This window comes from Mesonia ostreae (assembly GCF_031845265.1).
Classification (GTDB): Bacteria; Bacteroidota; Bacteroidia; order Flavobacteriales; family Flavobacteriaceae; genus Mesonia; species Mesonia ostreae.
Window position 1 is genome coordinate 44,144 of sequence record NZ_JAVRBG010000007.1, and the last position, 26,507, is coordinate 70,650.

Here is a 26,507-nt window from a genome sequence, read left to right on the forward strand (position 1 = left end):
AGTCTGAAATTGAAGATGTCTTGAGCTTCAATCGATTATCAAAAATACATGATATAAAGTTGCATGCAAGCTTTTTTTATTAGTGTGCTTTTTAAAAAGAATGTTACACCTGTTCCATTTTTAATTCGGGGTAAGCTTCTTGAAGTATTTCGTCTCGCTTCCGCGGAAGCAAAACCAAAGTGATGTAAAATACTAAACAAAATATAGTGAGGAATAGTCCATAGATTAAGCCTGTCCAAAAGTGATTTATCGTCAGATTTGGAATAAATATAAGTATCTGAATGGGGAGGTTCATATAAATTCCCGCTTGGCCCATATTGTTCAATAATGTTTCGAGCAAGTAAGGTTTGCGATTGGTGTTTTTTACCAAAATCTTGGCTTTTTTTATGTTCTTATACCATTTTAGCCCAAAAACAATACCCACCAATACTAATAATCCTATGAGTAATTGGACTCCGTTCGGAATCTGAGTAATCAAAGTGAAACTTACTAAAAATGCGGCGGTAAGAATAAGCACTTTAGGCAGTTTTAAAAATTCTTTCGCTTCTTTCCACATGAGTTGATGATAGCGTTTTTGCATTGCTACTTGCCTAGATTCAACTACTTCTAAAAAGCCAAAAACTCCGAATTTTTTAAATTCCTCTTGTAAAGCGGTTTCAAAATCTTTTTCTGGGTTTTCTTGCCATTGCTCTTCTATGGCATTGGCGAGATGATCTACCAATTCTAGTTGCACATCGTAATAATCTACAAAATGCTGATCGGTAAATTGATAGAGACGATTAATTTGTTGCGGACTTACTTTTTTCATCCTATTAAAACCTGTTTTTGATAGTTTTTGATACTTTGATTAGCAGAAAATACCACACTTAAATGCAGCCATAAAACGATCAAAACCACATAAAAATTAACCGGATTACCCTCTATACTGTGAATAATAAATTGATAGGATAAAGAACTTGTTATACTCCCATAAAGTCCAAACCGCTGTAAAAACGAATATTTAAATTTTCTATATTGTATCGCAGCTATAATTAGATAAACTAAGGGTGAAGCCATCACAATCGCATACAGCCAAGAAATATCTTTGATACTGCTGTAATAGATAAAGGCTATTAACATAGCAAAACTGCCAAGCACATAAAGGTTGAATAAATTCTTGAAAACCAATTTCAGTAATTTCTTATCTATACTCCAACGGTATTGCATCCCAGATGCTATTAATTCTTTCTTATGTACCCACATATAAGCTTTAAACGTGTCATAAAAATTCTGTTGGTCTTCCTCCATTTTAATTTCTACCGCACTCGCTACGTGGTCTAACATTTCTAAACGCACATCTATATATTCTACACCAGAATTTTTGAGGTAATTGTCTATAAATTGTATTTGCTCCTGAGTTACTTTTTTCATCCTAAACTCGGTTTGGGGTTGATGAGTCCGTTCATGGTTTGCATAAAACGCTCTAATTCTTCTAGTTTAGAAACGCTCTCTGTAGCTCCCTTTTGGGTAAGTTTGTAGTATTTACGCAGACGGTTATCCACTTTTTTCATTTCCACTTCTAATAAATTATCGGCTTCTAATTTATGCAACGCAGGATATAGAGCACCTTCGGTAATATTTAATTCTCCTTTGGTCAATTCTTTTACGCGCTGCGTCATCTCGTACCCATACATTTTGTCTTCTTTAGAAAGCAATTGTAAAATGATGGTAGAAAGACTTCCTTTATATAACTTTGAATTAGACATGTTTTTCGTTTCAACTAGATTTCAAATATACATAACTATCTTAGGTATGAAAAGCTTAGGTATTACTTTTTAAAAAAATCATCAACTAAATGCAAAAAAAAAGATTGAGTGCTTTTTCGTAAATTTCTTCTTACCTTTAAGTAACTGACTAAAACCATCTATCAAGAAAACAATTACTCACATTCCTTTAATAACTTTTTTATAATGTATTTCTACTCCCTGAAACTCCAATTTTTATCACTACTCCTACTAATAATCAGTTCATCTATTTTTGCACAAACCTCGCTTTTAGAAAAAGAGATGGGAAGTTATGCTTCACGTAAAAATTTTACACTTGATCCTAGCGGAAATCTCTATAATTTTGGAGGTGTAACTGCCTCTGAAGCCTCCAATATCAATATATTTCCTAACGCAATACAGCAAAACTATAGTGGAGGAGAAAATGATTGCTATATCGAAAAACGCTCTCCAGAAGGAGAGCTTCTTTGGAACACTTTTATAGGTGGCGAAGGTAGAGAAGGAATAGCCGGCGCCCTAGTAAGGGGGTTTGTTTATGTAGTTGGTAGCACTACCAGCACTTCCAATATCTCTACTTCAGGCGCATTTATGGAAGATTTTTTACCTAACACTAGCGGCGGTAACCCTAGTAATAGGTTCATTATGAAATTAAATGAAAATGGTACGAAAGAATGGGCCACCTATTACCGTACTACGGTTGGAGATGCAACAGAACAAATTGTTAATTATACTACAGACAATCTTGGTAACTTCTATATCGTAGGCTTTACCCAAAGCGACGAAAATGTAGCTACCGTAGGGGCCTTTGATGAAAGTTTAGGACAAGCTTCCCAAAAAGGATTTATCACAAAATTTGATGCTAATGGCAATCGCGTTTGGGGTACCTATTATGGTACATCGGGATCTCAAAATGTGACTGGCTTAGATAATATTGCTATAGACCAAGACGGAAATATTATAGTTGGAGGTAATTATTTAGGAAATATGCCAGAAAATTATTTTACCACCTCAGGCACCTATACAGATGGTCAAAATTTGCCCGCAGATGTATTTTTGGCAAAATTTGATCCTCAAGGAAACAGGCTCTGGGGTCTTATGTACGGTGGTGTTGATTTTGAGCAATCGATAGACGTGGCCGTTGACTCCCAAAATAATTATGTTTGGTTTGGTTCTACCCAAAGCCAAGAAGATATCGCCTCTCAGGGAGCCTACCAGGAAACACTTGGCTCTAGCAATCCTATTAATTCTACCAATGATGCTTTTCTAGCCAAATTCGACGAAGATGGAAATCGAATCTGGTCCACCTACTATGGCGGTCAACTTACTGATTCGTATGGAAATGGTTCGGGAACTCTTATTTCTGGTCTTAATAGAAATGTAATTAACTTTGATGAAGACGACAATATTTATTTTGCCAGCCTTACTAAAAGCACCAATCAAATTGCAACGCCAAACACCTTTCAAGACGAACTTGCCGCTGTTGATAGTTTTGATAGTTACGTAGTGAAATTTAACTCACAGGGAGAACGCCTTTGGGGAACGTATTTTGGTGGTTTGGGCGATGATAAAACAAGAGGTTTACTCTATGCAGGCAACGATGAATTTTACCTCTTTGGAGAAACCTCTAGTACCGAGGGGATTGCTACCTCAAATGCTTGGTACGATCAAGAGTTGGAAAGTGATGTTTCTGGGTTTATAGTTAAATTTATACCTAATACTTTAGGAATTACAGAAAAGACAAATACGGCTTTTTCTGTCTGGCCCAACCCTACCAAAGGGGCATTTACTATTTCTGGGAAAGCCAATCAGCTTTTACAAGTCTCTATATATGACGTGCACGGAAGAAAAGTACGTGACATTGCCCATGTTAAAGCCAATAGTCCCGTGGTTCTACAACGTAAACTTTCTACAGGGATTTATTTCTTAAACATTAATGCGGAAGAAGACCAAGCTCAAAACCTGAAATTAATCGTCAATTAAAAGCTTTTTATTATTTCACACTCTTCCTGTTTTAAAAGCGATATACTTTGTATTTTTGTTGAAAATTTTGAAAAATGAAAAATTTTCATCCGTTAACGGTAAAAGAAATCATCAGGGAAACCCCTAAAGCCATTAGCATTGTATTTGATATTCCTTCCAACTTAAATGAAGTGTTTCACTTTGATGCTGGGCAATATATTACCATCAAGAAAAAATTTGAGGGGGAAGAAGTAAGACGCTCATATTCTATCTCTTCTACTCCTGGAAGCAGCGAGTTAAAGGTAAGTGTAAAACAAGTGGAGGGCGGTTTATTCTCCTCTTATGCAAATAACACCTTAAAAGAAGGAGATGTGTTAGATGTTTTTCCGCCAGAGGGAAAGTTTATGTATCAACCTTCCAACGACGGGAAATCTCATGATTATGCAGCTTTTGCAGCAGGTAGCGGAATAACTCCTATACTTTCTATCTTAAAAAGTGTTTTAAAGAAAGAACAACACAGCAGGTTTGTCTTGGTTTACGGAAATAAGACTCCGCAAGAAACCATCTACTTTAAAGAGTTGTTAGAAATTCAGCAAGAGTTTCCAGACCGTGTATTTATAGAGTTTGTATACAGTCAAGCAAAAGATAAAGATTCTTTCTTTGGCAGAATTGAACGCAGCACCGTGAATTTTGTGCTTAAAAATAAGTTTAAAGGACACCATTTTGAAGCTTTTTACCTTTGCGGACCAGAACCTATGATCGATTTAGTGTCTGAAGTATTAAAGGAAAACGAGATAGAAAAAGAAAAAATTCACTTTGAGTTGTTTACCTCCACCGAAACGGGGGAAGTAGAAGCCAAGCTTGAAGGAAAAACTACGATTACCGTGATGGTAGACGATGAGGAAACCGTTTTTGAAATGGATCAAAAAGACTCCATTTTAGATGCGGTGTTGGATAAAGACCTGGACGCTCCTTATTCTTGCCAAGGCGGCATTTGCAGTAGCTGTATCGCCCGCATCACCGAAGGAAAAGCCGAAATGATGAAAAACCAAATCTTAACCGATGCTGAAGTTGAAGAAGGCCTTACCCTTACCTGCCAAGCGCATCCTACTACCTCAACGATTAAGATAGATTATGATGATGTGTAATTAGTATTGAGAGGTGAGACGTTAAGAATTGCCTCATTATTATCTCGACCTGTCATGCTGAACCAGTTTCAGCATCTCGTCCATATGGAAAATGATTAAGCCTCTCTTTAAACGAGAGGTTTTTTTGACTTCAAGAAATAAGATTTATAAGCATAAACTCCTAACCAAAGCCAACCTGCAATAAACAGAAATAAGAATGCGGAAGAAGAATTTTCAGAAAAAAGATAAAAGTAACCTCCAAAAAGAATTAAAATAATTCCGTTAAAAAGACATCTTCGTTTACTTGGGTTGAGAAAATCAATTCTCTTTTTCATAAACTAAAATACCATTTTAACTATCTAATATCGCATTCAAATTCTTTAGGAATGACTCAATACGGGGCTTTGCTTTTGTTTGTTCAATAAATAATTAACATAATATACCGCAGAACCTACCATAAGAAAAACCAAGACTATTAAAATCCAAAGCACTTTAGTTAGATTGTCTTTTTCGTTTTTAAGGATTAAAAACAAGCTTCCTACAATAAAAACCAAAGCAACAATTAAAGCGGCTATCAAAAAAATAGGATTCACTAAATTCATAAAATTTTCTTTTTAAAAATCGAAAGATACATATTTTAAGAATATTAGAAAACTATTCATAAGACATCCGCCAAACTTTGGCGATTACATACAACACAAAAATTCCGATAAGGATATATAATTTTACTCGCTTATTTTTGTCGAGTTCTTTAAAACGAAATAAGCTCACCGAAATATATAAAATACATATGCCTACAATGAGATAGGTGAAAATTGGGGTATTAAAATCCATAATTTAGTAGATTAGTTCTTCTTTTTTTAATAGTTGATACAATTCTTTTCTGTAGGTATGCACCTCTTCTTTGTTGTTGGTGTAGACTTTTAAATCGTATTTCATAAAGGGAACACTTTCTACCCAAGGCTCTTCTTCTTCTGGTAAGGCAGAAGTTTTTAAGAGTAAACGACTTGCTTTGTTCAAACGCATATTAGAGACATATAAAGTATCTTTTGTATCTTTTCTTGTAAAACTACTCTTGTTGCTTTTAGTATAAGGAACCTCTTTGTATTCTAGGGTTAGATGCTCACTTTCTACCGTATGCTTTTCTGGAGAAGGATATTCTAAAGCCATAAAAAGTATGATTATTAATAATCCGTTGTAAAAAGCATGAAACAACATAGCTTTAATAAGTCCAAAATTGATGGTAATCCACAACAAAATAAGTCCCATGCCAAATTGAGCCAAAATAGACACCACGCCAAGCGAAGTGATAAAATCATTGGCGGTATAATGAATGCCTGCAAATAACACTGCATTCATAACCAATAAGAGGTTGATTCGCTTCTTACCGCTTCTATCATTCAGGTAAACACTAAGAATATAAAGCAAAAGCAACGCCAGACTAAAGTAACTAAATGACAAACCAACAAAGACGAGCAACACGATAAAAGAAGTGATTCTTAGCCAGCGTTGGGCGGTAAAAAATCCGCGAAAAGCAACTTCTTCAAAAAGCGGAGCGATAATCACTCCCAAAATTACAAAAAAGCCAAAAGACAAGCCTTCCCCCAACATATCTCTAGAAATAGGCGGATAGTCTATTCCTAAGCTTGCAAACAGAATTTGTAAAGCAATAAGCAAAGCAAAACTGGCAATACCTAGCTGTAGCAACCAGTTTTTAAGGGTCTTTTTAGGCATTTAAATGAACGATTTTATTTTATCTATAATTTCCCTTGGCGGAATTGTTCTCATTACATCTTCATAACCGCTTACTTTTTTGTTGCCATAGATAGAAGTGGGTACAAACGGAAATCGCGCCAAATCTGGAAGTATTTGTTGGTTTGAAGTCTGCTGAAAAGGAGCAAAGCCTGCATACGGATGCGTATTTCCCCAAATGCTTATCACAGGCACTTGATACATCGCAGCCAGATGTCCGTTGCCGCTATCCATAGAAACCATCAAATCTAAATTGGCGATGATATGCAACTCTTCCGCGAAAGCAAAAATCCCTACTAGACTGCTTACATGTTCATATTTTTCGGCTAGAGCTTCTAATAACTGCTTCTCTTTATCTCCGCCGCCAAATAAAAAGATATGCAGGTTGTTTTCTTTATTTAATGCAGCCATTACTTTTTCCATGAATACTAACGGATACATTTTTGATTCGTGAGCGGCAAACGGGGCTATCCCTATCCATTTTTTGGTATTTGGTTGTAGCTGCTGCTGAAATTGCTTAGGTAAATTTGGTTTTTTAAACTTAACCTCTTGCGATAGATCCACAGGAAAACCTAATTGTGTCAACACCTTTTCATAACGCTCGTGAGTCGTTTTTAACGGGCGAATGCTTTTGAGTTTTAAAGCTGTAAGTTGTTTTTTCTCTGCTCTACCTTTGTCTATCGCAGCAGATTTAATTCCGTAAAGGAAAAAGAAAAACCGAAGAATCTTAGAACGCAAGACGTTATGAACATCGGCTACCGCGTCTACTTCCAAGCTTTTTATCTCTTTCGCTAATTTCCACAGACCTAAAATACCTTTGTGCTTTGTTTTCACTTCTGCAGCAAGCACATTGACTTCTGGTAAATCTTTAAAAAGCTTACCAAAAAAAGGTTTGGTCACCACCGTCACTTTTACGTGTGGATGCTGCTTTAAAAATCTTCTTAATATGGGAACCAACATCGCCACATCGCCCAAGGCTGAGAGTCTTATAATGGCGATGTGTTGAACTGTTGTTTTCACTTGGCGTGAATTATTTTTGACCTCTTAAGACAGGATTAAGCTCGTCATCATTGTACATTTTCATTTGCTTGTACACTTTCATGTACTTATCACCATTTTCAATATCGGTAAGCAATTGATTAATCGCTGTAGATAAATCTACACGTTGCTCTAACAACACATCTAATTTTGCTTGGCAAGTCATTTGGTGTTCTTGAGAAGCATCTTTACGTGTTGCTTCTTCATGCATATGATAAATTTTTAAAGCTAAAATCGATAAACGATCTACCCCCCAAGCCGGACTCTCGGTATTAATGGTAGCATCTGCCTTTGGAGTTGCATCTTTATACTTCTCTAAGAAATAAGAATCGATATACTCTACCATATCGGTACGATCTTGGTTAGAAGCATCAATTTTACGTTTTAATTTTAAAGCCGAAACTGGATCAATTTCTGGATCGCGAATAATGTCTTCGTAATGCCATTGCACCGTATCTATCCAAGATTTACGGTAAAGCAAATGCGCTAATAAATCTTCATTTTCTCCATAAGGATTGCTAAAATTTTGCTCTACCGTATTGATGACGTGATATTTTTCTATTACTTCTTGAAATATTTTATTCGCTTTATCTGAAAACATAATTTCTTTTTTTATTTCTTTAAAATATGTAAATATTCTTGTGTGGCATTCGCCTTGTGATTTCTATTTTCGGTTTTATCTGCTTTAAAACGTTGGTAATCTTTTACTTCTAGACTATAATCTCCGTATTTTTCCATGATGCTTTTTATCATCTCGGGAGGCATCAAACCTTCATTATTGTAACTTAAAAATACGGTTGAAAATTGAGCATCTTTGATCAAGTTTTCAAATTGCTTGGCGACTTCTCCTTTTTTACAATAAGCAGATTTATAGTAATCGCGCAAACCGGTTTTACCTTTAGGTACAAAGGTATCATATTTTGCGATAGTAGTAAGTAAATGATAGTTTGCACCGTATTGCCTTGCATTATAAGGCGGATCTAAATATAAAATATCTCCGCTAATTTCTTTTATCAACACGTTTCCATCTTTTTGAGAAACCTTGTGTGAAGAATTGGTAAGATCAAATTCGGCTCCGATAATTTTTATAGGTTTTGCTGCCGATTTTTTTATCTTTTTTAAATAAGCGCCGTATACCGAAGCAGTATTTGCCACCTTATCGGCGCTCTCTAATAAGGAAGCCAGCAAGAAATAATAGAGTGAATTATCTATTTCTCCCTCTGTTTTCCAGAGTTCTATTTGTTGGCGAACCGCATCAATTTTTTGTGCATTGTATTGAGAAAAAAACAAGCGATTAGCTGCTCCATTTTCGCCGTATTCTTGAGCGATAAATCCTTCTTTAGGAGCTAGATTTTCTAATCTTTCTATATAATTACGCTTCCGCGGAAGCGATATATGGTTCCCTATATAATTTTGCAACAATACATAGCTATAAAACTCCACATCATTGGCGATGACCTGATTTACCAATGGCTTGAAGGTTCTTCCCACTCTTCCAGTTCCTGCAAATAAATCGCAAAAAACAGCATCACTTAATGGAGTAGAAACCTGTTGAGATACCACATCCAAAATCCAAGCCGAAAGTTTATTTTTAGAACCGATGTAATTCATTTCACTGCCCAAATAATATCGGATAAAGCCGATTTTTCACTCCAATTTAATGGCGTTAATAAAGAAGCATCAAAGGTACGTACATAGTTTTGAATGATAGATTGTAACCAGGTGATTTCTGCTTTTAGTTTCCAATGTTCGCCATCTTGGGTATACACCATTAAAAACAGTCGGTTTTCTAGATGTTTTCGCTGCTGCTGACTTTGATTTTTATACAACCAGTACAGTAATTCTTCTTTATGGTTTTGTGCATAATAGAGCGTTTGCTTAAATCCTTTAGGGAAAATCGATGTTTTATGGTCAAAATCAATTCCGTTAAGGTTAAAATCAACTAATCTATCTTTGTTGTTTACTGCAGGAGTTACTCCTTCGATTTGGGTGAAAATTTTCTCCACCGCCATAGCGCTCCAGAAATTATACCAGCGATTCGCAGCATATTGAAACAGTTCTTTTTTATCTAGATCATACGCATCAATTGTGGCTTTCATCACTTCCACCACGGGTTCCCAATATGGAGTTTTATAAATAAAATTGGTATAATTATCCCAAAGATCATTTTGTTTTCTTCCCCACGCATACGAATACGCATGTCGCTTCTTTAATTCTTGTTCTATGCCTAAAAGGGAAAGATCTACCATAACATAAAAGGGATTATGAGTACGGCTAGAATTAGAGTCGCTAAAACGATTTCCTTAATCAATTTTAAGCCTTTTTGTTCTAAGAAAATGACGCCCATCATACTAATTGCGAGTATAGGAAAAAGCAGCTCTGCACCGGTTTTATGCGGCGATAAAACGACTATAAGCAACCCAATGATAAAAAATAGAAGAATTAAAAACAGCATGGCTCTTCGTTTTCTAATTGTGTTTTGCATCTCTCTTAAAAAGAAAAAGAGACTTATAAGTGTAAATAAAGTACTAATTATGAGAGGAATAAGCACGTAGGCTTCTTTGTAAATCCCAATGCTAAGATCGGGAATGATCAAAAAATGACTTAACGGAAAAATGACATTAAACACCAAAAGATAGCCAGTGGTTACTAAAAGATACGTGCAAATAACGGCAACAAAAGGAATTAGAAAGTTTTTAAAATCTTGAGTGGCATAATAGAAAATCCCAACAAAAGGAAGGATTAGAAAAAATATACTTAGCGGGTAAAATAAACTCGCGACGGCAATCCACAAAGAAGCATCAAAAATTTTCTTTTTAATCTCTAGTCCAGAACTTAAACTAATTATTTTTCGCAATGCTAGTAATACAAAAAAACCGGCAATAAGAATTTCACTGGCTTTTAAAATAGGTAATAGTAAGCTGGTAAAAAGTGCAAAAAGTAAAATAGCAAAGCTGTTCTTCTTACTGATTTCATTGCGTTTAACAATAAAATTTAAGATAAACATTATTAAAATATATAGAAGCAAATAGCCTGCTTTTTTTGCCATAAATTGCCAAGAAAAAGCCTGCTCTAACTTATAAAAATTGGCCACGGCAAAATAAACCGTCATAAAAACACTTACAATTAAAAAATTGATAGGTTTAGATTTCTTAAAAAAGCTTGCTAACATAGAGTAATTTCTTACTTTTGTAGAAACTTATAACAAAGTTCCCAACAATGAAAGATTTTTTTGAACTTATTGCATCTCTATTTGAAGACGTCTTGTTTTTACCTTTTGATGCTCTTCGAGAGCTGGAATTAGCTAGCTGGTTTGCTGCAAACGGCTTAAACTTTATTTTTATACTTATTGGAATAGTGGCTTTTACCTATTGGATGATACAGCTGAAAAAATTCAATGATAATGATGAAGAAGATCGTTCTGTAAAAGCGCACGTATTTTTAGGAAAAAATGCTAAGTATTAATTTACACCAAGTTAAACCACTAATGCCATCAAGAAACTGGTTTTAGGTCTTTTCCTAAATCCTTTCTATAATACATCTTATCAAAATGTAATTTTTCTACATTTTGATAAGATTTTTTTAGCGCTTCTTGGTAATCTTTTCCAAAGGAAGTCACCGCCATTACTCTACCTCCGTTTGTTACTACCTTTCCATTTTCTTCTTTCGTTCCGGCATGGAAAACAATAGCATCATCTATATTTTCTAATCCTTTGATTTCTTTTCCTTTTTCATAAGCTTCTGGATATCCTCCCGAAACACACATTACTGTAGTCGCTGCTCTTTCATCTATTTCTAAATTCGCAGTTGCCAATTCTTGCTGTCCCACTTTTTGTAATAGCTCTACCAAATCTGTTTTTATTCTAGGCAAAACAACTTCGGTTTCTGGATCTCCCATTCGCACGTTGTATTCTATCACGTAAGGATCATCTCCTACTTTAATTAAACCTATAAAAATAAAGCCTTTGTAATCTATCTCTTCTTTTTGGAGTCCGTTTACGGTTGGTTTAACAATGCGATCTTCGATTTTTTGCATCAAAGCTTCATCTGCAAATGGTACAGGAGAAATCGCTCCCATTCCGCCTGTGTTTAAACCGGTATCCCCTTCGCCAATACGCTTGTAATCTTTTGCTGTTGGTAAGATTTTATAGTCTTTACCATCGGTTAAGACAAAAACACTCAGTTCTATTCCGTCTAAAAATTCTTCAATCACGACCGTATGACTCGCATTTCCAAATTTTCCGATAAGCATTTGTTCCAATTCCGCTTTAGCTTCTTCTAAGTCTTCTAAAATCAAAACTCCTTTTCCGCCAGCCAAGCCATCGGCTTTAAGAACATAAGGTGCTTTTAAAGTTTCTAGAAATTTCTTTCCTGCCTCCAAGCTCTCTTTGGTAAAACTCTGGTAAGCTGCCGTAGGAACGTTGTGCATCGCCATAAATTCTTTGGCTCTTTCTTTACTTCCTTCTAATAAGGCGCCGCGTTTAGACGGACCTATTAACATCACGTTTTTTAGCGTTTCTTCTTCCGTAAAGAAATCATAAATCCCGTTCACCAAAGGATCTTCGGGCCCTACCACCACCATCTGAATCTCTTTTTCATTAACTGTTGCTTTTATCGCTTCAAAATCGTTCACATTTAACGCAATACTAGTCGCTATTTTTGCGGTACCCGCGTTTCCTGGAGCTACATATAATTGATTGCAAAGCTTGCTTTTAGCCATTTGGTAAGCAAAAGTATGTTCTCTCCCGCCAGAACCTAGAATAAGAATGTTCATTTTGTATGGTTTTGTTTGTGTCTTCAAAAATAATTGTTTGTAAATTCACGCCCTAATGTTTTACTAAAAAATAGTGTTGTGAATTGGTTTGATTTTACTTTAAAACTGAAAAAATTTCCGTTAACGGAAGCAAAACAGCAATTAAAACAAATACAGGAAATTCCCGAGGAAGAATATGCAGCATTTTTAGAGAATAAAAAACAAGAGATTCTAGCTTACCACAAAGAAAATAACCCATTTTACCAAGCACTATTAAAAGACAAAAAAGTTACAAAATGGCAAGAGCTTCCTATATTAACCAAAAAAGATTTACAGCAGCCTTTAGAAAAGCGCTTAAGTGAAGAGTATTCCATTTCCAATGTTTACATCAATAAAACATCTGGCTCTAGCGGACATCCTTTTGTTTTTGCCAAAGATAAATTTTCACACGCTCTCACTTGGGCGGTAATTATGAATAGGTTTGGTTGGTTTGGCATTGATTTTAACAGCTCCTATCAAGCTCGATTTTATGGAATTCCTTTAGATAAACTTGGCTATTATAAAGAACGCCTCAAAGATTGGCTTGCCACCAGATACCGCTTTGCTATTTTTAACTTAAATGATGAAAAGCTAGAAGGTTTCTTAACTCTTTTTAAAAAGAAAAAATTTGACTACTTAAATGGTTATACCAGTTCTATCGTGCTTTTTGCCAAATACCTACAAAGAAAGAATCTGATTTTAAAAGATATTTGTCCCAGCTTAAAAGTATGTATGGTGACCAGCGAAATGCTTTTTGAAAAAGACAAACAGCTGCTCGAAAAACATATTGGAGTTCCTGTCGTGAACGAATATGGCGCAAGCGAATTAGATCTCATCGCTTTTCAAAATCCAGCGGGAGAATGGACGCTCAACCACGATACACTTTTTATAGAAGTAGTAGATGAAGACGGAAAGACTCTACCTAACGGAATAGAAGGAAGGCTAATTATTACTTCTCTTTACAACAAAGCTCATCCCTTTATTCGTTACGAAATTGGAGATGTAGGTGTTCTTGATGAAAAAAGTACTGCTAAAAAACCAATTTTAAAGAGTTTGATAGGAAGAACGAGTGATGTAGCGCATCTACCGAGCGGAAAAGTGGTTCCTGGTCTTACCTTCTATTATGTCACTAAAAGCATTATTGAGGAAAATAGTATCGTAAATGAGTTTGTAATTCATCAATTGGCAAAAGACAAGTTTAAAATTCTTTATGTCGCTGAAGCGGATTTGTCCCAACAAAAATTTAAAGAAATCATTAAAGCCGTAGAAACCTATTTAGAACCTCAACTTATAGTGGAATTAGAGCGCGTACCTATTCTTAAACGAACCAAAGGCGGTAAATTAAAACAGTTTGAAAGTTTTATATGAAAGAGATTTGCATCATCACCAATTACTTTCCGCCAGAAACGGGAGCAGCTTCTAATCGTATCGCAAAACTTGCCGTAGGTTTAAAAGAAAGAGGATTTAAAGTAAACGTGGTTTGCCCTTTACCAAATTACCCAAAAGGAAAAATTTTTGAAGACTACCAAGGAAAATGGAACGTCAAAGAGAATTATAAAGGCATTGAGGTACATAGATTGTGGGTATATGCCAACAACTCTTCCAATAAGTTTGCGCGTTTATTTTCTATGGTTTCCTTTTCTATGAGTTTGGGGATTTTTAAACTATTTCAACCAAAAAGCTTTCCGAAGAATATCATAATTCAAAGTCCGCCGCTTATTATTGCGAACACGGCTTTGCGTTTATTCAGCAATCAAAAAAGAAAGCTCATTTTAAATGTGTCCGATTTATGGCCTTCTGCAGGCTACGAATTAGGTGCTTTACAAAAAGGAAAATTTTACTCTATTTTAGAGAAAATGGAAGCTTACAATTATAAGAAAGCCAATTTGGTATTAGGTCAATCTCAAGAAATTTTAGAACGCGTAGTGTCTATTTTTCCAGAGCAAGACACTTTTTTATATCGCAATTTCCCAGAAGCACCTAAGTGGAAAGATTTCCGTTTAACGGAAGAAAAACAACCTATAAAATTAATTTATGCAGGTTTATTGGGCATTGCCCAAGGCATCGTAAAGCTTTGTCAACATATAGAATTAGGTGATAAAGAATTGCATATTTATGGGGCTGGGGCTGAAAAAGATGCTTTAGAGGATTATTTAAAAAATACTAACAAAAATATTTTCTATCACGGTGAAGTGAGCAGAGAAAAATTGCTGCAAAAGCTTCCTGAATATCATTTGGCTTTAGTTCCGCTTGTAAATGCTATATACGGCTCTACACCTTCAAAAATTTACGAAATGGCTCATAATGGGCTACCGATGCTATATTTTGCTGGTGGAGAAGGTGAAAAAGTAATTCAGGATTATAAGTTGGGCTATACGGTGACTCCAGGAGATTTTGGAGCTTTAAATAATCGCATCGCCCACTTAGAACTACGAGAATTATTAGAGTTTAAACAACAAGTGCTCACAACAGCTAGAACTCATTTTAATATTGAAAAACAATTGGATGAATTGGCAGACAGGTTATCTTAATACGCCTTATCATCTCCTTTAACGGCATTGTAAATGGTTTGAAAAACAATTTTTAAGTCTAGTAGTAGCGACCAGTTTTCTAAGTAAAAAATATCATAGCGCACGCGGTTAATAATATCATTTTCGGTTTCTACTTCTCCTCTAAATCCGCTGGTTTGTGCCAATCCTGTTATTCCTGGTTTTATAAAGTGCCTCACCATAAATTTATCTATTCGCTCAGCATACATATGCGTGTGACTTACCATATGCGGTCTAGGCCCTACCACAGACATATCTCCTAAAAGCACATTGTAAAACTGCGGCATTTCGTCTATACTGGTTTTTCTAATAAATTTTCCAACGTTGGTGATTCGTTTATCGCCTCTTTTCACTTGGTGTAAATCTGCTTGAGGATTTTCTCGCATAGAGCGGAATTTATAGCAGTAGAATTCTTTGTAATCCAATCCGTTTCTTTTTTGTCTAAAGAAGATAGGACCTTTTGATTCCATTCGTATCAAGATCGCTAAAAGGGGAGTAAGCCAAGAAAGTACGCATACAATTACCAAAATAGACATCACAATATCAAATGCTCTTTTAATCAATTTATTTAGAGGATCATCAATAGGAATATTCCGTAAAGAAAGAATAGGAAGATACCCGTAATATTCCATTTTTAATTGGCGGGTATAAATGTCTTTGTTATCTGGAAGAAACTTGAGCGGTTTTAAATTATTATCTGCAAACTCTATGACTTGATTGAGCTGCTCATTATTCAACTCTGCTACCGAGCAATAAATTTCGTTGATTTTATTTTCCAAAATCCAGTTAAAAACCTCTTTTAGATCAAAATCTTCGGATGAAAAATCGACTAATCTTTTGTATTGGTACCCATATTCTGTTTTCGAATTAAAGAAATTCTTTAAGGCTCTCGTTCGTTGATTGTCCCCTAAAATAATGGTGGTTCTATAGTTTCCGCCTAAGTCTTTTCTATAACTTTTTAATAAATAAAAAATGATTAATTTAATTACTAAAATGCTAGAAAAGACCTTCCCTACATACCAGAAGATATTTTCCCTAGACCGACTTAATTCTTCAAAAAAGCCAAAGAATGAAAAAATAAATAAGGTGAATATAGCCGCTTGCAAAAAGTTAAGCGATATAATTTTGGTGACTTTTGTAAAACGGTAGACTTCATAAAAGTCGGTTTTAATAGACATAATCAACCAGCCAATGGTAACAAACATTGTGAAGTTAAAGTAGTCTAAAAGCTCTAACTTAAACTGTAAAGCAAAGAGTAATATCACTGCGATATCTATGAGATAAACCAGCGGTCTTAAATAGGCAGAATATCTCCCTTGCTTAATCTGCATGCTTTATTTTCTTATGTGTTTGCTAAAGTCTTTATGCTCTTTTTTAGTAAGTTCTGCAGGCGATAGGTTTTTGAAATAATCGTATGTAACTTTCATCCCTTCTTCTCTATTTACAAGAGGTTCCCATCCTAAAATCTCTTTTGCACGAGAAATATCTGGCTGGCGCTGCATAGGATCATCTTTAGGCAGGTCTTTATAGATCACTTTCTGATCTGTACCTGTTAATCTCATAATTTCTTCTGCAAAATCTTTGATGGTAATCTCGTATGGATTCCCAATATTTACGGGCTCTACATAATCGCTAAGCAATAATCTGTAAATTCCTTCTATTTGATCTGTGACATAGCAAAAAGAACGGGTTTGTGAACCATCTCCAAATATAGTTAAATCTTCTCCCCGCAAAGCCTGACCTATAAAAGCAGGGATTACTCTCCCGTCATTAAGTCGCATTCTTGGTCCATAGGTATTAAAGATTCTTACAATACGCGTTTCTAAGCCGTGAAAGCGGTGATATGCCATGGTAATCGACTCTTGAAAACGCTTGGCTTCGTCATACACACCGCGTGGTCCTATGGTATTTACATTTCCATAGTATTCTTCGGTTTGTGGATGAACCAATGGATCTCCATACACTTCAGAAGTACTGGCAATAAGGATTCTTGCATTTTTTTCTTTAGCCAAGCCCAGTAGGTTATGCGTTCCCAAGCTTCCAACTTTTAGCGTCTGAATAGGAATTTTAAGGTAATCTATAGGACTGGCGGGACTAGCAAAATGCAGGATGTAATCTAGATCTCCTGCCACATGCACAAATTTGGTTATATCGTGGTGATGAAACTCAAATTGCTCTAGCGGAAAAAGATGCTCTATATTTTTTAAATCTCCCGTAATTAGGTTGTCCATTGCTAAGACATGATAGCCTTCCGCAATAAATTTGTCACAAAGATGAGATCCCAAGAATCCCGCAGCTCCCGTAATTAAAACTCTTTTTCTATTCATTTTCCTGTGGACTAAAAATTATAAATTTTTGTTACTACTTCCTATTTTGTAACACACAAATCCTATCTCTTCTAACTTCGGAATATCTAAGAGTCCTCTTCCATCAAACAGAAACGCTGGTTTTTGCATTTGGTCGTAAATTTTTTGCCAATCGTAGGTTTTAAACTCATCCCATTCGGTTAAAATAGCGATAGCATGAGCATCTTTACACGTCTCGTAAGGATCTTGAGTAACGCTTAATCCGCTTCGGTTTTCTTCGGAAGAACGCGTATTTAGGTAATCTAAATCGGTATACATTTGCTCTGTTTCTACCTTAGGATCGTAAACCGAAATTTGGGATTGCTCGCTCAGTAATTCATCGGCAACATAGATAGCAGCAGATTCTCGCGTGTCATTCGTATCTTTTTTAAACGCCCACCCCAGGAAAGCTATTTTTTTACCCGAAACCGTATTGAATAAGGTACTAATAATATTGTGAGCAAAGCGTCTTTTTTGATGATCGTTCATAATAATCACTTGCTCCCAATAATCTGCTACTTCGGTTAAACCGTAAGTTTTAGCAATATATACTAGGTTTAAAATATCTTTTTGAAAACAAGAACCTCCAAACCCAACGGAAGCTTTTAAAAATTTAGAGCCAATACGCGAATCCATTCCAATGGCTTTGGCTACTTCATTCACATCTGCTTCGGTTTTCTCACAAAGTTCTGATAAAGAATTAATAGACGATACGCGCTGCGCTAAAAATGCATTTGCTGTAAGCTTAGAAAGCTCTGATGACCACACGTTGGTAGTTAAAATTTGTTCCTTAGGCACCCAATTTGCATAAATACTTACCAAGGCTTCGATGGCTTCTTTTCCTTCTGTAGTATCGTTATCTCCTCCAATTAACACACGATCTGGATTCAATAAATCGGTTACCGCGGTTCCTTCCGCTAAAAACTCGGGATTAGATAAGATTTGAAATTTTACATCCTTCCCATTCGTATTGTCTAAGATACTTTTAATGGCAGAAGCTGTTCTTACTGGAAGTGTTGATTTTTCCACTACAATTTTATCGGTAGTGGCTACGCGTGCAATTTGACGAGCACAAAGTTCTATATATTTTAAATCTGCTGCCATGCCCTTCCCTTTTCCGTAGGTTTTGGTAGGCGTATTCACAGAGATAAAAACCATATCGGCTTCATCTATGGCTTGATCTACTTGCGTAGAAAAAAACAAATTTCTGCCTCTAGCTTCCTCCACCACTTTATCTAAACCAGGTTCATACACCGGTAATTTAGACAAATCTTTATCATTCCAAGCGTTTATCCTAGCCTCATTAATATCTACTACGGTTACTTTAACTTGAGGGCATTTTTGCGCAATCACAGCCATGGTTGGACCTCCAACATAGCCTGCGCCAATACAACAAATACTTTTTATTTTCATGATTTACTTATCTTTTAAACGAAATTTCTCTTTAAATACCAAATATAGAAACTTTGAGTTTCCCACGAGATATCTTTTCCACATGCGTTTGGGTTCTTGCAAAAATCTATAAAACCATTCTAATCCGCTTTTTTGCATCCAAAGCGGGGCTCTTTTGGTTTTCCCAGAAAGCACGTCAAAGCTTCCACCCACTCCCATAATAAACGGAACCGAATTTAATGCTTCTCGATGTTTGTGCAAAAATATCTCTTTTTGGGGAGAGCTCATGGCAACAAACAACATATTTGCTTTAGAGTGAACGATTTTATCTACGATTTGTTTTTCTTCGGAAGTAGAAAAATATCCATTTCTAAATCCTGCTATAATCTTGGGACTGTATTGCTTTTCAAATTTTCTTACGACTGCTTCGACCACCTCTTGTTTAGCTCCCAATAAATAAACTCTAAAATCTTTTTGATGAGCCATTTGCACTAAGTTAACAAATAAATCTATTCCTGCTACTCGTTCTTTTAAGGGTTTGTTTAAAAGCTTAGAAGCCCAAATCACCGCTTGGCCGTCGGCATTAATTACATCGGCCTCATTAACGCTTTTTCGCAAGACCTCATCGTTTTGCATGGCGACAATCTTACCCGCATTCACCACCGTATGATGTATTGGTTTATTTTGCACAATACTTTCATCCACCAGCTGCAAGGTTTCTTGCATGCTAAGATTATCAACAAAGGTTTTAAGAAGATGAATGCGTGGCATGGGTATTGTTTTAAAGCGGTAAAAGTACTGTTTTATCCTTTTTTAAATGATTTAGACTGGTTTTAATTTTTGATTACTTCGTGCAGTGCGAGAAGTGAACTCACGTTCTTTTATTACTAGTTTTAAAAGTATTAAATAGATAGGAACCGAGGCATTATAAAAAAAATTTCCTGTTATAAGTGGCACCGTTAAAAGCACCACATAGAAAGCGATTTCTCTGATTTGTAAGCTAAAATTGAAATAGTTTTTGAAAAACAAATATAAGTAAGGTAACATTCCCAAGGCTCCGAAATATAGAAACAAATCGATCAATTCTAATTGCGGTCTAGCTAAAGGCTGCGATAAGCCACCTACAAAGTAATGAATCGTTCTCCAGTTTTCTTGTATATAAGGTAGCGTATCTTCTATTAAAAGCTCATCCCGGTAGGATAAAATTGCGCTTAGCCAACCGTCTTCTTGAATGATACCTGTAAACAATTCCGAAGAAAACAAAAGAAGCATACTGGCCATCCCAATTAGAAACAATCCAAGGATTAATGGCCATTTCCATTTTTTTGGCAATGGAAAAGAAACTAAAGCGATAAAACCAAACAGCAATACGCCTAAGTAAATAGATTTGGTGCCGGTACAAAAAGCCGCAATGATACTCAGCCAAAACAAAGGCTTTTTGAAATAGGTTTTGGGAAATCGTATAAAGAAATAGAGCAGCGCTACCAGATATAAATAGGTGCTGTTGGACGAAGCGGTGATTAAACCATTATATCCCCAACGCTCGTTTATATATGCTTTAAAAATGAAAAGATTGAAAGCTACCGCCAAAAAAATAAGTATGTTATTAATCCATAGAAAAATCTCCCAAAATTTAAATATAAGTTGAGTTTTATTGAAGCTTAGCTGCTGAAAATCAGCAAAAAAAAGGATCATTATTATAAAGAACAAATACCGACTAAATCCTATCACAGAGGAAAATACGAAAGAATCTGGTAGGAAAACCTGTCCCAAGAGGAAAAAACCTATGAGAAGGGCAGGTATAATTAATTTACGCGGACTTTGATACAGAAGCATTCCCAGCATGAGTGCTAAAGCGATTAGTTTAACCACTTTTTGTACGATAAAATCTTGATCTGTGTTAAAAAAGAATATTTTGTTGAAAGCTTCTACGGAAATAAAAATCAGTAGAAAATAAAAAAACAGAGTCGATTTAGGAAGATTAAGAAGTCGTTTCATCGGCTAGATCTTTACTTTCCTTTGCTAAAAATTCGGCATAAAAAAGGGTTCCGAATAGCGCGACAAAATTAATTCCCATATTACGATCTAGCACATTTTCTACCATAAGAGACCAAAATAAGATAGTTAAAAAGCTTAAAAATAATAAGTTTTGGTACCTAAATGCAGTAATCGCGTTTCTAAAGAAATAAACGAGCATCAGTAACGATCCCACCACTCCAAAACGAAGCCAAAACCCCAAGAATTGATTGTGAGCATTGTACTCATTCTCTACAGAACTCTTCATATCGCGCCGCTGGTATTCTTTTAATAGCACTTCATTTTCTATTCCTCCTCCATAGCCCAAAATTGGCTTTTCTTTAATGAGATCTATGGCCACTTGCCAACGAGACCAACGTGAGTCTACTCTCATACTTTGGTTGGTGTTATACGTGCCCACATTTTCTTGTAACTCCCATAAGGTACCGTTAACTGTTTTTTGATACAAATAGGTTTTTTGCAGCGTGCTAAAACCCAAAACTCCTAAAACCAGAATCCCGGTAAGCAACACGGCAAAAGTTTTAAACGAAAGGTTATGAATAAGATATAATAAAACAAGCAATACCAAAATTCCATAAATAATTCTAGAGGCTAGAAAAACAATGCTTAAACTAAAAATAACAAAAGCCAATACTTTTAAAATCTTAGGCAGTTTTATTGGAGTGAAAAATAAAATACTTAATGCCAAAGCAAAATACATGCCCATATAAATGGGGTGCATACCACTTAGAGGTTTTAAGAAATTAAAACTGGTAAACGTATGGTTAAGGAGCCAATTCGGCGGATAGGATGTTTGACTAAAATTATAGAAATTAATAATTAACAAGATTAACCCACTTAAAAAAGATCCTGCTAAAAGACCGTAAGACGCATATTTCCTAAAGGTACCTGCCTGAATGTCTTTGCGGAAAAGAAATAATGGCGTTAGGCCTAAAAATACATATTTACTTAATTCATGAAATGCATCTACTTTTAGGGAGGAATAGATCCATCCCCAAAGTAAAGGTAAAAAGAAAACCATGGGAGAAAATAAAAGAAAGAAACCTAGTTTGCCATTCTTCCTAAATCCATTTAAACCAAAAGACAAGAGCGTAGTAACCACCAAGCCGATAAGACCAATATTACTCAATGATGTTTTTAAAGGTAAAAAAAAGGTCGCGATAACGATACAAACCATCGTTAATCCTTTTAATATGTTGAATTTATTTTGAATCATTACTGATTATTCTTCTAAAGAAGCGTAAAAATAAGCTAATTTTTTACCAATATCATTTAAGGCTTCTTGATTATAGTGTACCACATCTTTTAGCCACTGTCGCTCTATAAAAAATTCGGTTTCATTATAGCCTATATGCACATTCTCCATTTCTGCAGCTACTTCTCTTTGAGCTTCTCTTACCGCTTTATATCCTTGATCCTTTATAGAATCTCCTTGAAACCTGCCGGTTTCCACTATTATAAATGGAACTTCTCCTAAATGACTTTCGTACCTTTCCACTAATTGAATTAAAGCATTTTTATAGTCTTCTTTTTCAATAATTTGAGTTGTAATTCCCTGTCCCTCATTCTCCCCTTGGCTCCAAAAAATAGCATCTATGGATGCTTTTAGAACTTCTCCCTCTGAGAAACAAGCTTTCATCATCTCAATTTTAGTTAAGCTATTTTGAAATAAACTTCCTGACGGGCTCCAATTGCCCCAGTTTTCTATTTCAGCTTCCTTAGTTAAAGAAGATCCCCCTTTTGCGGCTTGAACAATCAAAACTTTATTATTTGTAATTCGGTTGTATTCGTAACCCAGAGTAGGGATAAAACTGCCAGTTTGAGCTTGTTGAAAGCCTAGATGGTTTTGCCCAATTGGATCGTTTAATAACCGGATGTCATCATATTGAGAATTGTATTCTACAACATCAATATTGTTTTGCATCCTTGAACTCTCCTTATCTCCAACCCCCATCGCATTGCTTTGACCAATTACAAGAAAATTCTTTTGTAACACAGGACCCTCTTTATTCTCTTTACAGGAAGTGGCTAGAACTATTAAGAGACATCCTAAAAACCCACCAAAATTTATATCTATTCTCATCATCTATTGTCTTAAAAAAATTCTTTAGTCCAAAAATAAAAGCTAGACAAAAGATACAACTGCTTCTCGTAATTGACTTTTTTATGACGATGCAAATCGAAATATTTCTTTATCTCTTCTTTATTAAAGAGCTGACTAAATAATCCGACATCCGAAAGCATTTGCTCTTCTAAATCATGTCCAATTTGTCCTTCAAACCAGCTTTTTGTAGGGGCATAAAAACCTCTTTTCTTTCTATAAATAATTTTTTTAGGTAAATGTTTTTCGGCTAACTTTTTATGTAACCATTTGTTTTTAAATAAACCTACCTTTAAAGAAGAAGGCAAACTCTCTGCAAAATGCATCAACTCCAAATCTAAAAAAGGAACCCGAGTTTCAATAGAGTGTTGCATTGAGACCTTATCTGTGTATAATAATAAATCATCAGAAAGATTCATTCGCGCATCTAATATCATCATGGCTTCTACCGCATTTCTATCTTCCAATTGATAAAACTTCAATTTATATTGTATAATTTCAATAGTTCGATTCTTAAAACCCCTTTCTGGAGGTTTTTCTCTTAAAAGCCTTTTTAACATTGCTTCATCAAATAAGGAATAGGATTCATTAAAGCGCGCTGCTCTTTGGTCTTGTTCAACAGCATTAACTGCTCTTCTAAGTCCATCTTTTTTAATCTTATGTTTTAAAGTACTTAGAAAAGGAACGGGCAAGCCACTAAGTGATTCTATAGTCTTTTGCGGATTATAGCGTAAATAACCTCCCCAGGGTTCATCTACCCCTTGCCCTGTAAGCGTTACTTTAAATCCGTCTTGATGAATTTTTTGAGTTAAAAAATGAATCGGAAAAATGGAAGTAGATCCCAAAGGTTCTTCTATGTTTTTGGTAAGTTGAGGAAAGATTTCTATAAAAGAAGATTCTTCTATAATTACCTTTTCATTTTCTAAACCTAGTATTTGTGCAGATTCTTCTGCATCTTCTAATTCGTTTATATTATCATCGGCTATGCGATAACCTCCTGTATAAGTTTTTAAATTTGTGTTAGAAACATCGGTTATCAATTTGGCAAGCAAAGCAGAATCTACTCCTCCACTTAGTAACATAGAGACTGGCACATCTCCCATTAACTGCCTGTTGATGGCTTTTTTTAAAAGAAAATCATATTGCTCTAAAGCTTCTTCTTTATTGATTTTCTTTATCGGTTTCGGAATGTTATCAAAGAATCGCCTTTGAGTTATTTTTTGGCTGGTGATATCTATCTCAAGTATACTTGCGGTATCTACTTTAAAAATGTTCTTAAACAGCGTATTTGGAGCTGGTACATAGCGTAATTTTAAATAGGTAGACAGATAATCATGATTAAATTCTTTTACAGTTCCTAATGCAAAGAGCGGTTTAATTTCTGAAGCAAAAGAAATAACCTTGCCCTCTTTTTCATAAAAATATAAAGGCTTCACCCCAAAAGGATCTCTAACCAAATAGAGCTTATTTAATTCTTTATCTAATAAGGCTAATGCAAAAATACCATTGAATTTCTTTACTCCCTCAATACCAAATTCTTGTAAATAGTAAAGAATGGTTTCAGTATCTGAATGACCTTTAAAATTTTTAAATGACAATTCTGATCTTAACTCTTGATGATTGTAAATCTCCCCGTTAAAAATTAGGGTAAATCTTTCGTTTTCAGAATGCATGGGTTGGCTTCCAGCATCACTCAAATCCACAATAGAAAGTCTTACATGACCCAATGTCAAATTTTTATACTGATAGGTCTGTTGAGCATCTGGACCTCGATGAACAATACAACTTAAAGCCTTTTTATCTATTGTATTGTTAAAACTACCTATAATACCACACATATATTATGCCTTGTTATTTCTACTTTAAGTCTAAAATTATTAAATTCACAATATATTGACTTACTTCTTGTCTCATAAAAATGATTATAAACTGCTAGAATTTTTATCCTTCTTAATTTTCAATTCTTTTTTTAATAAATTTTGCAGGTACACCTCCTACAACCGTAAAAGCAGCCACATCTTTATCCACAATAGCTCCGGCTGCAACAATGGCTCCTTCTCCAACTGTTACTCCAGGTAAAACCACCACATTACGCCCCAACCAAGCGCCTTTTTTAATTTTTGGTGGATTGGGTAAGGTTTCCCCTTGATATAAAATACTCAAGTCTACACGCCCATGTTTATGAGATATGCTTAGAATAGCTACATTAGGAGCTATAAGCACTTCTTCTTCAATAATGGCTTGTTGAATAAAAACATTCTCATTAATTTGGCAATTATATCCTATTTTGGTTCCTCTAGCATTAGATAAATACACCTTAGGTTCTAACTTGCTTTGTTTATCGTAGGGCATGATTTTTAAAACTTTAGCTACATACCAAACTCTTATCGTATTGCTAAACGAAACATACCTGCTATGTGGTAAATGTTGAATAAAAGCATAATAGATAAATAATGAAAGCTTAAATATCATTTTTTAAGAAGTTTTTTTTGTTTACAAACATAATTGCCAATGCTAATCCTATATAAAAACCGGCAATAGCAGAACTAAAAATATGTCCTGCTAAGTTAGAACTTATAGTTATAAAAATTAAAAATAAAATTACGGAATTAGCATAAATATAATCTTTAGCCTGAGATAGTTTTTTGGCATTTAAGAACCAATAATAAATTAGCATTAGTAAAACAGATAACCCTAAAACCCCGTTAGTAAATAATAGTGTAAAAAAATCGAGCTCTGGTATTGATCTTACTAGATTTACATAATATCTCTGCCCTAATCCGACTATTTTTTCTAACCAATTATAGTTTTTTTCAAAAACATTCCATCCATCAATTAAAAAGTTATTTCTGTTAGAAAGTAGCGTTTGCCAAAAATCCCCATCGTTCATCTTACTCGAGGTTTTTAGCTTTTCAACAACTCCAGACTGTGTTAATCCATAATAAAATATCCCCATCAAAATAGGTAAACCCAATAAGGCTATAGTAAACCATATTTTTAACCATTGCGGTGATATTTTTCTAGAGAAATTGCTAATCCACGGAATTAAAAAAACAACCAGAACCCCTCCCAAAACAGTTTTTGAAGTAATTAAAAAAGCAAATACAATAAATAGTAATAAGGTGGTTAAAAATAATAAATATCTTTTACTTTGTTTTAGGTAGGTAGCAATTAAGAAGCCTATGGTTAAAACAAGTATAGTAAGTTCATTTCCTGCATATATAAAACCTCTAGTCCCAACGGCGTTTCCATAACCATGAAAATAAAAAGCCATTCCTAAGCCCAAGGCTCCTAATGCTAAATTAATAGAAAGAAATAAAAACGAAATAAAAACAGCATACTTTATCCACTTATAGATATTAATAAAATATGAAGCTTGAATAAGACTTTTAAAGAAAAAAAAAGAAAGTGGAATAGTTACCCACTTCATTGCAATTATTATATCTTCTAGAAACGTTGTAAAGCTCCCTGACTTAATAAAACCAACAAAAGGAGCTAATTGAAAAACAGCGAAGAGCAATAGTAAAAATAAAAAATCTTTGGTAAAGTACACCCTAAGAGTCATTAAGACTAAAAGCAATAATTTGTATAATTGACTAATTGGAAGATGAATGTCCTGCATTAAAAAAAAGCCGTTTATCATATCTACACA

Annotated in this window: 27 protein-coding genes; 5 read left to right on the top strand and 22 right to left on the bottom strand. The window is 35.0% G+C overall.

The window, feature by feature from the left end; all coding sequences use genetic code 11:
• Nucleotides 1-103: 103 nt before the first annotated feature.
• Genes RLT85_RS08285 through RLT85_RS08295 form a run of 3 tightly spaced genes read right to left on the bottom strand, consistent with a single transcriptional unit; the run spans nt 104 to nt 1,745 of the window.
• Entirely contained in the window at nt 104-808 is a 705-nt protein-coding gene (locus RLT85_RS08285; protein WP_311401563.1) for a hypothetical protein, read from the bottom strand.
• A complete protein-coding gene (locus tag RLT85_RS08290; protein WP_311401564.1) occupies nt 805-1,410 on the bottom strand; it encodes a hypothetical protein in 606 nt (201 codons plus the stop codon). The genes RLT85_RS08285 and RLT85_RS08290 overlap by 4 nt, the downstream gene beginning before the upstream one ends.
• Nucleotides 1,407-1,745: a PadR family transcriptional regulator gene (locus RLT85_RS08295; protein WP_311401565.1), complete on the bottom strand. Its 339-nt coding sequence runs from the start codon at nt 1,743-1,745 to the stop codon at nt 1,407-1,409. Before RLT85_RS08295 ends, RLT85_RS08290 begins: the two co-directional genes overlap by 4 nt.
• A gap of 300 nt (nt 1,746-2,045) precedes the next feature.
• On the opposite strand from RLT85_RS08295, the gene RLT85_RS08300 reads away from it, so the two are divergent.
• Nucleotides 2,046-3,743: a T9SS type A sorting domain-containing protein gene (locus tag RLT85_RS08300; protein ID WP_311401566.1), complete on the top strand. Its 1,698-nt coding sequence runs from the start codon at nt 2,046-2,048 to the stop codon at nt 3,741-3,743.
• A gap of 74 nt (nt 3,744-3,817) precedes the next feature.
• Entirely contained in the window at nt 3,818-4,870 is a 1,053-nt protein-coding gene (locus RLT85_RS08305; protein WP_311401567.1) for a 2Fe-2S iron-sulfur cluster-binding protein, read from the top strand.
• Nucleotides 4,871-4,977: 107 nt separating this feature from the next.
• On the opposite strand, the gene RLT85_RS08310 is transcribed toward RLT85_RS08305, so the two are convergent.
• From RLT85_RS08310 to RLT85_RS08345, 8 genes are all read right to left on the bottom strand, one after another.
• On the bottom strand, nt 4,978-5,184 hold the full coding sequence (locus RLT85_RS08310; protein ID WP_311401568.1) for a hypothetical protein: 207 nt from the start codon (nt 5,182-5,184) through the stop codon (nt 4,978-4,980).
• Between the two features lie 45 nt (nt 5,185-5,229).
• Nucleotides 5,230-5,451 carry a hypothetical protein gene (locus RLT85_RS08315; RefSeq protein WP_311401569.1) on the bottom strand — a complete coding sequence of 74 codons (222 nt, stop codon included), beginning with the start codon at nt 5,449-5,451 and terminating at the stop codon, nt 5,230-5,232.
• Between the two features lie 235 nt (nt 5,452-5,686).
• Nucleotides 5,687-6,583, bottom strand: coding sequence for a CPBP family intramembrane glutamic endopeptidase (locus tag RLT85_RS08320; RefSeq protein WP_311401570.1), 897 nt, complete (start codon nt 6,581-6,583; stop codon nt 5,687-5,689).
• A complete protein-coding gene (locus RLT85_RS08325) occupies nt 6,584-7,621 on the bottom strand; it encodes a glycosyltransferase family 9 protein (RefSeq protein ID WP_311401571.1) in 1,038 nt (345 codons plus the stop codon). It abuts the gene before it with no gap.
• 10 nt (nt 7,622-7,631) lie between these two features.
• A complete protein-coding gene (locus RLT85_RS08330) occupies nt 7,632-8,240 on the bottom strand; it encodes a DUF4254 domain-containing protein (protein ID WP_311401572.1) in 609 nt (202 codons plus the stop codon).
• 11 nt (nt 8,241-8,251) lie between these two features.
• Entirely contained in the window at nt 8,252-9,250 is a 999-nt protein-coding gene (locus tag RLT85_RS08335) for a DNA adenine methylase (protein ID WP_311401573.1), read from the bottom strand.
• Complete coding sequence (locus tag RLT85_RS08340) at nt 9,247-9,888, bottom strand: hypothetical protein (protein WP_311401574.1); 642 nt, start codon at nt 9,886-9,888, stop codon at nt 9,247-9,249. The genes RLT85_RS08335 and RLT85_RS08340 overlap by 4 nt, the downstream gene beginning before the upstream one ends.
• Nucleotides 9,882-10,811 (bottom strand): DUF6427 family protein, encoded by a 930-nt coding sequence (locus RLT85_RS08345; protein WP_311401575.1) that lies wholly within the window; start codon nt 10,809-10,811, stop codon nt 9,882-9,884. The genes RLT85_RS08340 and RLT85_RS08345 overlap by 7 nt, the downstream gene beginning before the upstream one ends.
• A gap of 47 nt (nt 10,812-10,858) precedes the next feature.
• Here RLT85_RS08345 and RLT85_RS08350 point away from each other — a divergent pair, with 47 nt between their 5' ends.
• Nucleotides 10,859-11,104: a DUF6341 family protein gene (locus RLT85_RS08350; protein ID WP_311401576.1), complete on the top strand. Its 246-nt coding sequence runs from the start codon at nt 10,859-10,861 to the stop codon at nt 11,102-11,104.
• Nucleotides 11,105-11,132: 28 nt separating this feature from the next.
• On the opposite strand, the gene purD is transcribed toward RLT85_RS08350, so the two are convergent.
• Nucleotides 11,133-12,413: a phosphoribosylamine--glycine ligase gene (purD, locus tag RLT85_RS08355; RefSeq protein WP_311401577.1), complete on the bottom strand. Its 1,281-nt coding sequence runs from the start codon at nt 12,411-12,413 to the stop codon at nt 11,133-11,135.
• A 78-nt stretch (nt 12,414-12,491) separates the two neighbouring features.
• Between purD and RLT85_RS08360 the strand changes: the two genes are divergently transcribed.
• On the top strand, nt 12,492-13,799 hold the full coding sequence (locus tag RLT85_RS08360; protein WP_311401578.1) for a phenylacetate--CoA ligase family protein: 1,308 nt from the start codon (nt 12,492-12,494) through the stop codon (nt 13,797-13,799).
• Nucleotides 13,796-14,962, top strand: coding sequence for a glycosyltransferase family 4 protein (locus tag RLT85_RS08365; RefSeq protein WP_311401579.1), 1,167 nt, complete (start codon nt 13,796-13,798; stop codon nt 14,960-14,962). The genes RLT85_RS08360 and RLT85_RS08365 overlap by 4 nt, the downstream gene beginning before the upstream one ends.
• Here the strand turns inward: RLT85_RS08365 and RLT85_RS08370 are convergent.
• The 10 genes from RLT85_RS08370 to RLT85_RS08415 all read right to left on the bottom strand — a co-directional run bounded on the left by RLT85_RS08370 (nt 14,959) and on the right by RLT85_RS08415 (nt 26,285).
• Entirely contained in the window at nt 14,959-16,311 is a 1,353-nt protein-coding gene (locus RLT85_RS08370) for an undecaprenyl-phosphate glucose phosphotransferase (protein ID WP_311401580.1), read from the bottom strand. The genes RLT85_RS08365 and RLT85_RS08370 overlap by 4 nt on opposite strands.
• A 3-nt stretch (nt 16,312-16,314) precedes the next feature.
• Complete coding sequence (locus RLT85_RS08375) at nt 16,315-17,307, bottom strand: UDP-glucuronic acid decarboxylase family protein (protein WP_311401581.1); 993 nt, start codon at nt 17,305-17,307, stop codon at nt 16,315-16,317.
• A gap of 18 nt (nt 17,308-17,325) precedes the next feature.
• Nucleotides 17,326-18,738 (bottom strand): UDP-glucose 6-dehydrogenase, encoded by a 1,413-nt coding sequence (locus RLT85_RS08380; protein WP_311401582.1) that lies wholly within the window; start codon nt 18,736-18,738, stop codon nt 17,326-17,328.
• Nucleotides 18,739-18,741: 3 nt separating this feature from the next.
• Nucleotides 18,742-19,488, bottom strand: coding sequence for a WecB/TagA/CpsF family glycosyltransferase (locus tag RLT85_RS08385; RefSeq protein WP_311401583.1), 747 nt, complete (start codon nt 19,486-19,488; stop codon nt 18,742-18,744).
• 51 nt (nt 19,489-19,539) lie between these two features.
• Nucleotides 19,540-20,715, bottom strand: coding sequence for a hypothetical protein (locus RLT85_RS08390; protein ID WP_311401584.1), 1,176 nt, complete (start codon nt 20,713-20,715; stop codon nt 19,540-19,542).
• A complete protein-coding gene (locus RLT85_RS08395) occupies nt 20,699-21,970 on the bottom strand; it encodes an O-antigen ligase family protein (protein ID WP_311401585.1) in 1,272 nt (423 codons plus the stop codon). The genes RLT85_RS08390 and RLT85_RS08395 overlap by 17 nt, the downstream gene beginning before the upstream one ends.
• A gap of 6 nt (nt 21,971-21,976) precedes the next feature.
• Nucleotides 21,977-22,837 (bottom strand): sialate O-acetylesterase, encoded by an 861-nt coding sequence (locus tag RLT85_RS08400; protein WP_311401586.1) that lies wholly within the window; start codon nt 22,835-22,837, stop codon nt 21,977-21,979.
• An 11-nt stretch (nt 22,838-22,848) separates the two neighbouring features.
• A complete protein-coding gene (gene asnB, locus RLT85_RS08405) occupies nt 22,849-24,693 on the bottom strand; it encodes an asparagine synthase (glutamine-hydrolyzing) (protein ID WP_311401587.1) in 1,845 nt (614 codons plus the stop codon).
• 112 nt (nt 24,694-24,805) lie between these two features.
• Nucleotides 24,806-25,327, bottom strand: a complete 522-nt coding sequence (locus RLT85_RS08410; RefSeq protein WP_311401588.1) for an acyltransferase — start codon at nt 25,325-25,327, stop codon at nt 24,806-24,808.
• Nucleotides 25,317-26,285, bottom strand: a complete 969-nt coding sequence (locus RLT85_RS08415) for an O-antigen ligase family protein (RefSeq protein ID WP_311401589.1) — start codon at nt 26,283-26,285, stop codon at nt 25,317-25,319. Before RLT85_RS08415 ends, RLT85_RS08410 begins: the two co-directional genes overlap by 11 nt.
• Between the last annotated feature and the right edge of the window lie 222 nt (nt 26,286-26,507).

Coding starts and splice junctions, on each gene's coding strand:
- RLT85_RS08340 (WP_311401574.1), bottom strand. CDS start 9,888: ATGGTAGATCTTTCCCTTTTAGGCATAGAACAAGAATTAAAGAAGCGA.
- RLT85_RS08330 (WP_311401572.1), bottom strand. CDS start 8,240: ATGTTTTCAGATAAAGCGAATAAAATATTTCAAGAAGTAATAGAAAAA.
- RLT85_RS08305 (WP_311401567.1), top strand. CDS start 3,818: ATGAAAAATTTTCATCCGTTAACGGTAAAAGAAATCATCAGGGAAACC.
- RLT85_RS08370 (WP_311401580.1), bottom strand. CDS start 16,311: ATGCAGATTAAGCAAGGGAGATATTCTGCCTATTTAAGACCGCTGGTT.
- RLT85_RS08400 (WP_311401586.1), bottom strand. CDS start 22,837: ATGAGAATAGATATAAATTTTGGTGGGTTTTTAGGATGTCTCTTAATA.
- RLT85_RS08310 (WP_311401568.1), bottom strand. CDS start 5,184: ATGAAAAAGAGAATTGATTTTCTCAACCCAAGTAAACGAAGATGTCTT.
- RLT85_RS08290 (WP_311401564.1), bottom strand. CDS start 1,410: ATGAAAAAAGTAACTCAGGAGCAAATACAATTTATAGACAATTACCTC.
- asnB (WP_311401587.1), bottom strand. CDS start 24,693: ATGTGTGGTATTATAGGTAGTTTTAACAATACAATAGATAAAAAGGCT.
- RLT85_RS08350 (WP_311401576.1), top strand. CDS start 10,859: ATGAAAGATTTTTTTGAACTTATTGCATCTCTATTTGAAGACGTCTTG.
- RLT85_RS08295 (WP_311401565.1), bottom strand. CDS start 1,745: ATGTCTAATTCAAAGTTATATAAAGGAAGTCTTTCTACCATCATTTTA.
- RLT85_RS08385 (WP_311401583.1), bottom strand. CDS start 19,488: ATGCCACGCATTCATCTTCTTAAAACCTTTGTTGATAATCTTAGCATG.
- RLT85_RS08335 (WP_311401573.1), bottom strand. CDS start 9,250: ATGAATTACATCGGTTCTAAAAATAAACTTTCGGCTTGGATTTTGGAT.
- RLT85_RS08285 (WP_311401563.1), bottom strand. CDS start 808: ATGAAAAAAGTAAGTCCGCAACAAATTAATCGTCTCTATCAATTTACC.
- RLT85_RS08380 (WP_311401582.1), bottom strand. CDS start 18,738: ATGAAAATAAAAAGTATTTGTTGTATTGGCGCAGGCTATGTTGGAGGT.
- RLT85_RS08320 (WP_311401570.1), bottom strand. CDS start 6,583: ATGCCTAAAAAGACCCTTAAAAACTGGTTGCTACAGCTAGGTATTGCC.
- RLT85_RS08415 (WP_311401589.1), bottom strand. CDS start 26,285: ATGAAGTGGGTAACTATTCCACTTTCTTTTTTTTTCTTTAAAAGTCTT.
- purD (WP_311401577.1), bottom strand. CDS start 12,413: ATGAACATTCTTATTCTAGGTTCTGGCGGGAGAGAACATACTTTTGCT.
- RLT85_RS08390 (WP_311401584.1), bottom strand. CDS start 20,715: ATGAAACGACTTCTTAATCTTCCTAAATCGACTCTGTTTTTTTATTTT.
- RLT85_RS08375 (WP_311401581.1), bottom strand. CDS start 17,307: ATGAATAGAAAAAGAGTTTTAATTACGGGAGCTGCGGGATTCTTGGGA.
- RLT85_RS08345 (WP_311401575.1), bottom strand. CDS start 10,811: ATGTTAGCAAGCTTTTTTAAGAAATCTAAACCTATCAATTTTTTAATT.
- RLT85_RS08300 (WP_311401566.1), top strand. CDS start 2,046: ATGGGAAGTTATGCTTCACGTAAAAATTTTACACTTGATCCTAGCGGA.
- RLT85_RS08315 (WP_311401569.1), bottom strand. CDS start 5,451: ATGAATTTAGTGAATCCTATTTTTTTGATAGCCGCTTTAATTGTTGCT.
- RLT85_RS08410 (WP_311401588.1), bottom strand. CDS start 25,327: ATGATATTTAAGCTTTCATTATTTATCTATTATGCTTTTATTCAACAT.
- RLT85_RS08365 (WP_311401579.1), top strand. CDS start 13,796: ATGAAAGAGATTTGCATCATCACCAATTACTTTCCGCCAGAAACGGGA.
- RLT85_RS08395 (WP_311401585.1), bottom strand. CDS start 21,970: ATGATTCAAAATAAATTCAACATATTAAAAGGATTAACGATGGTTTGT.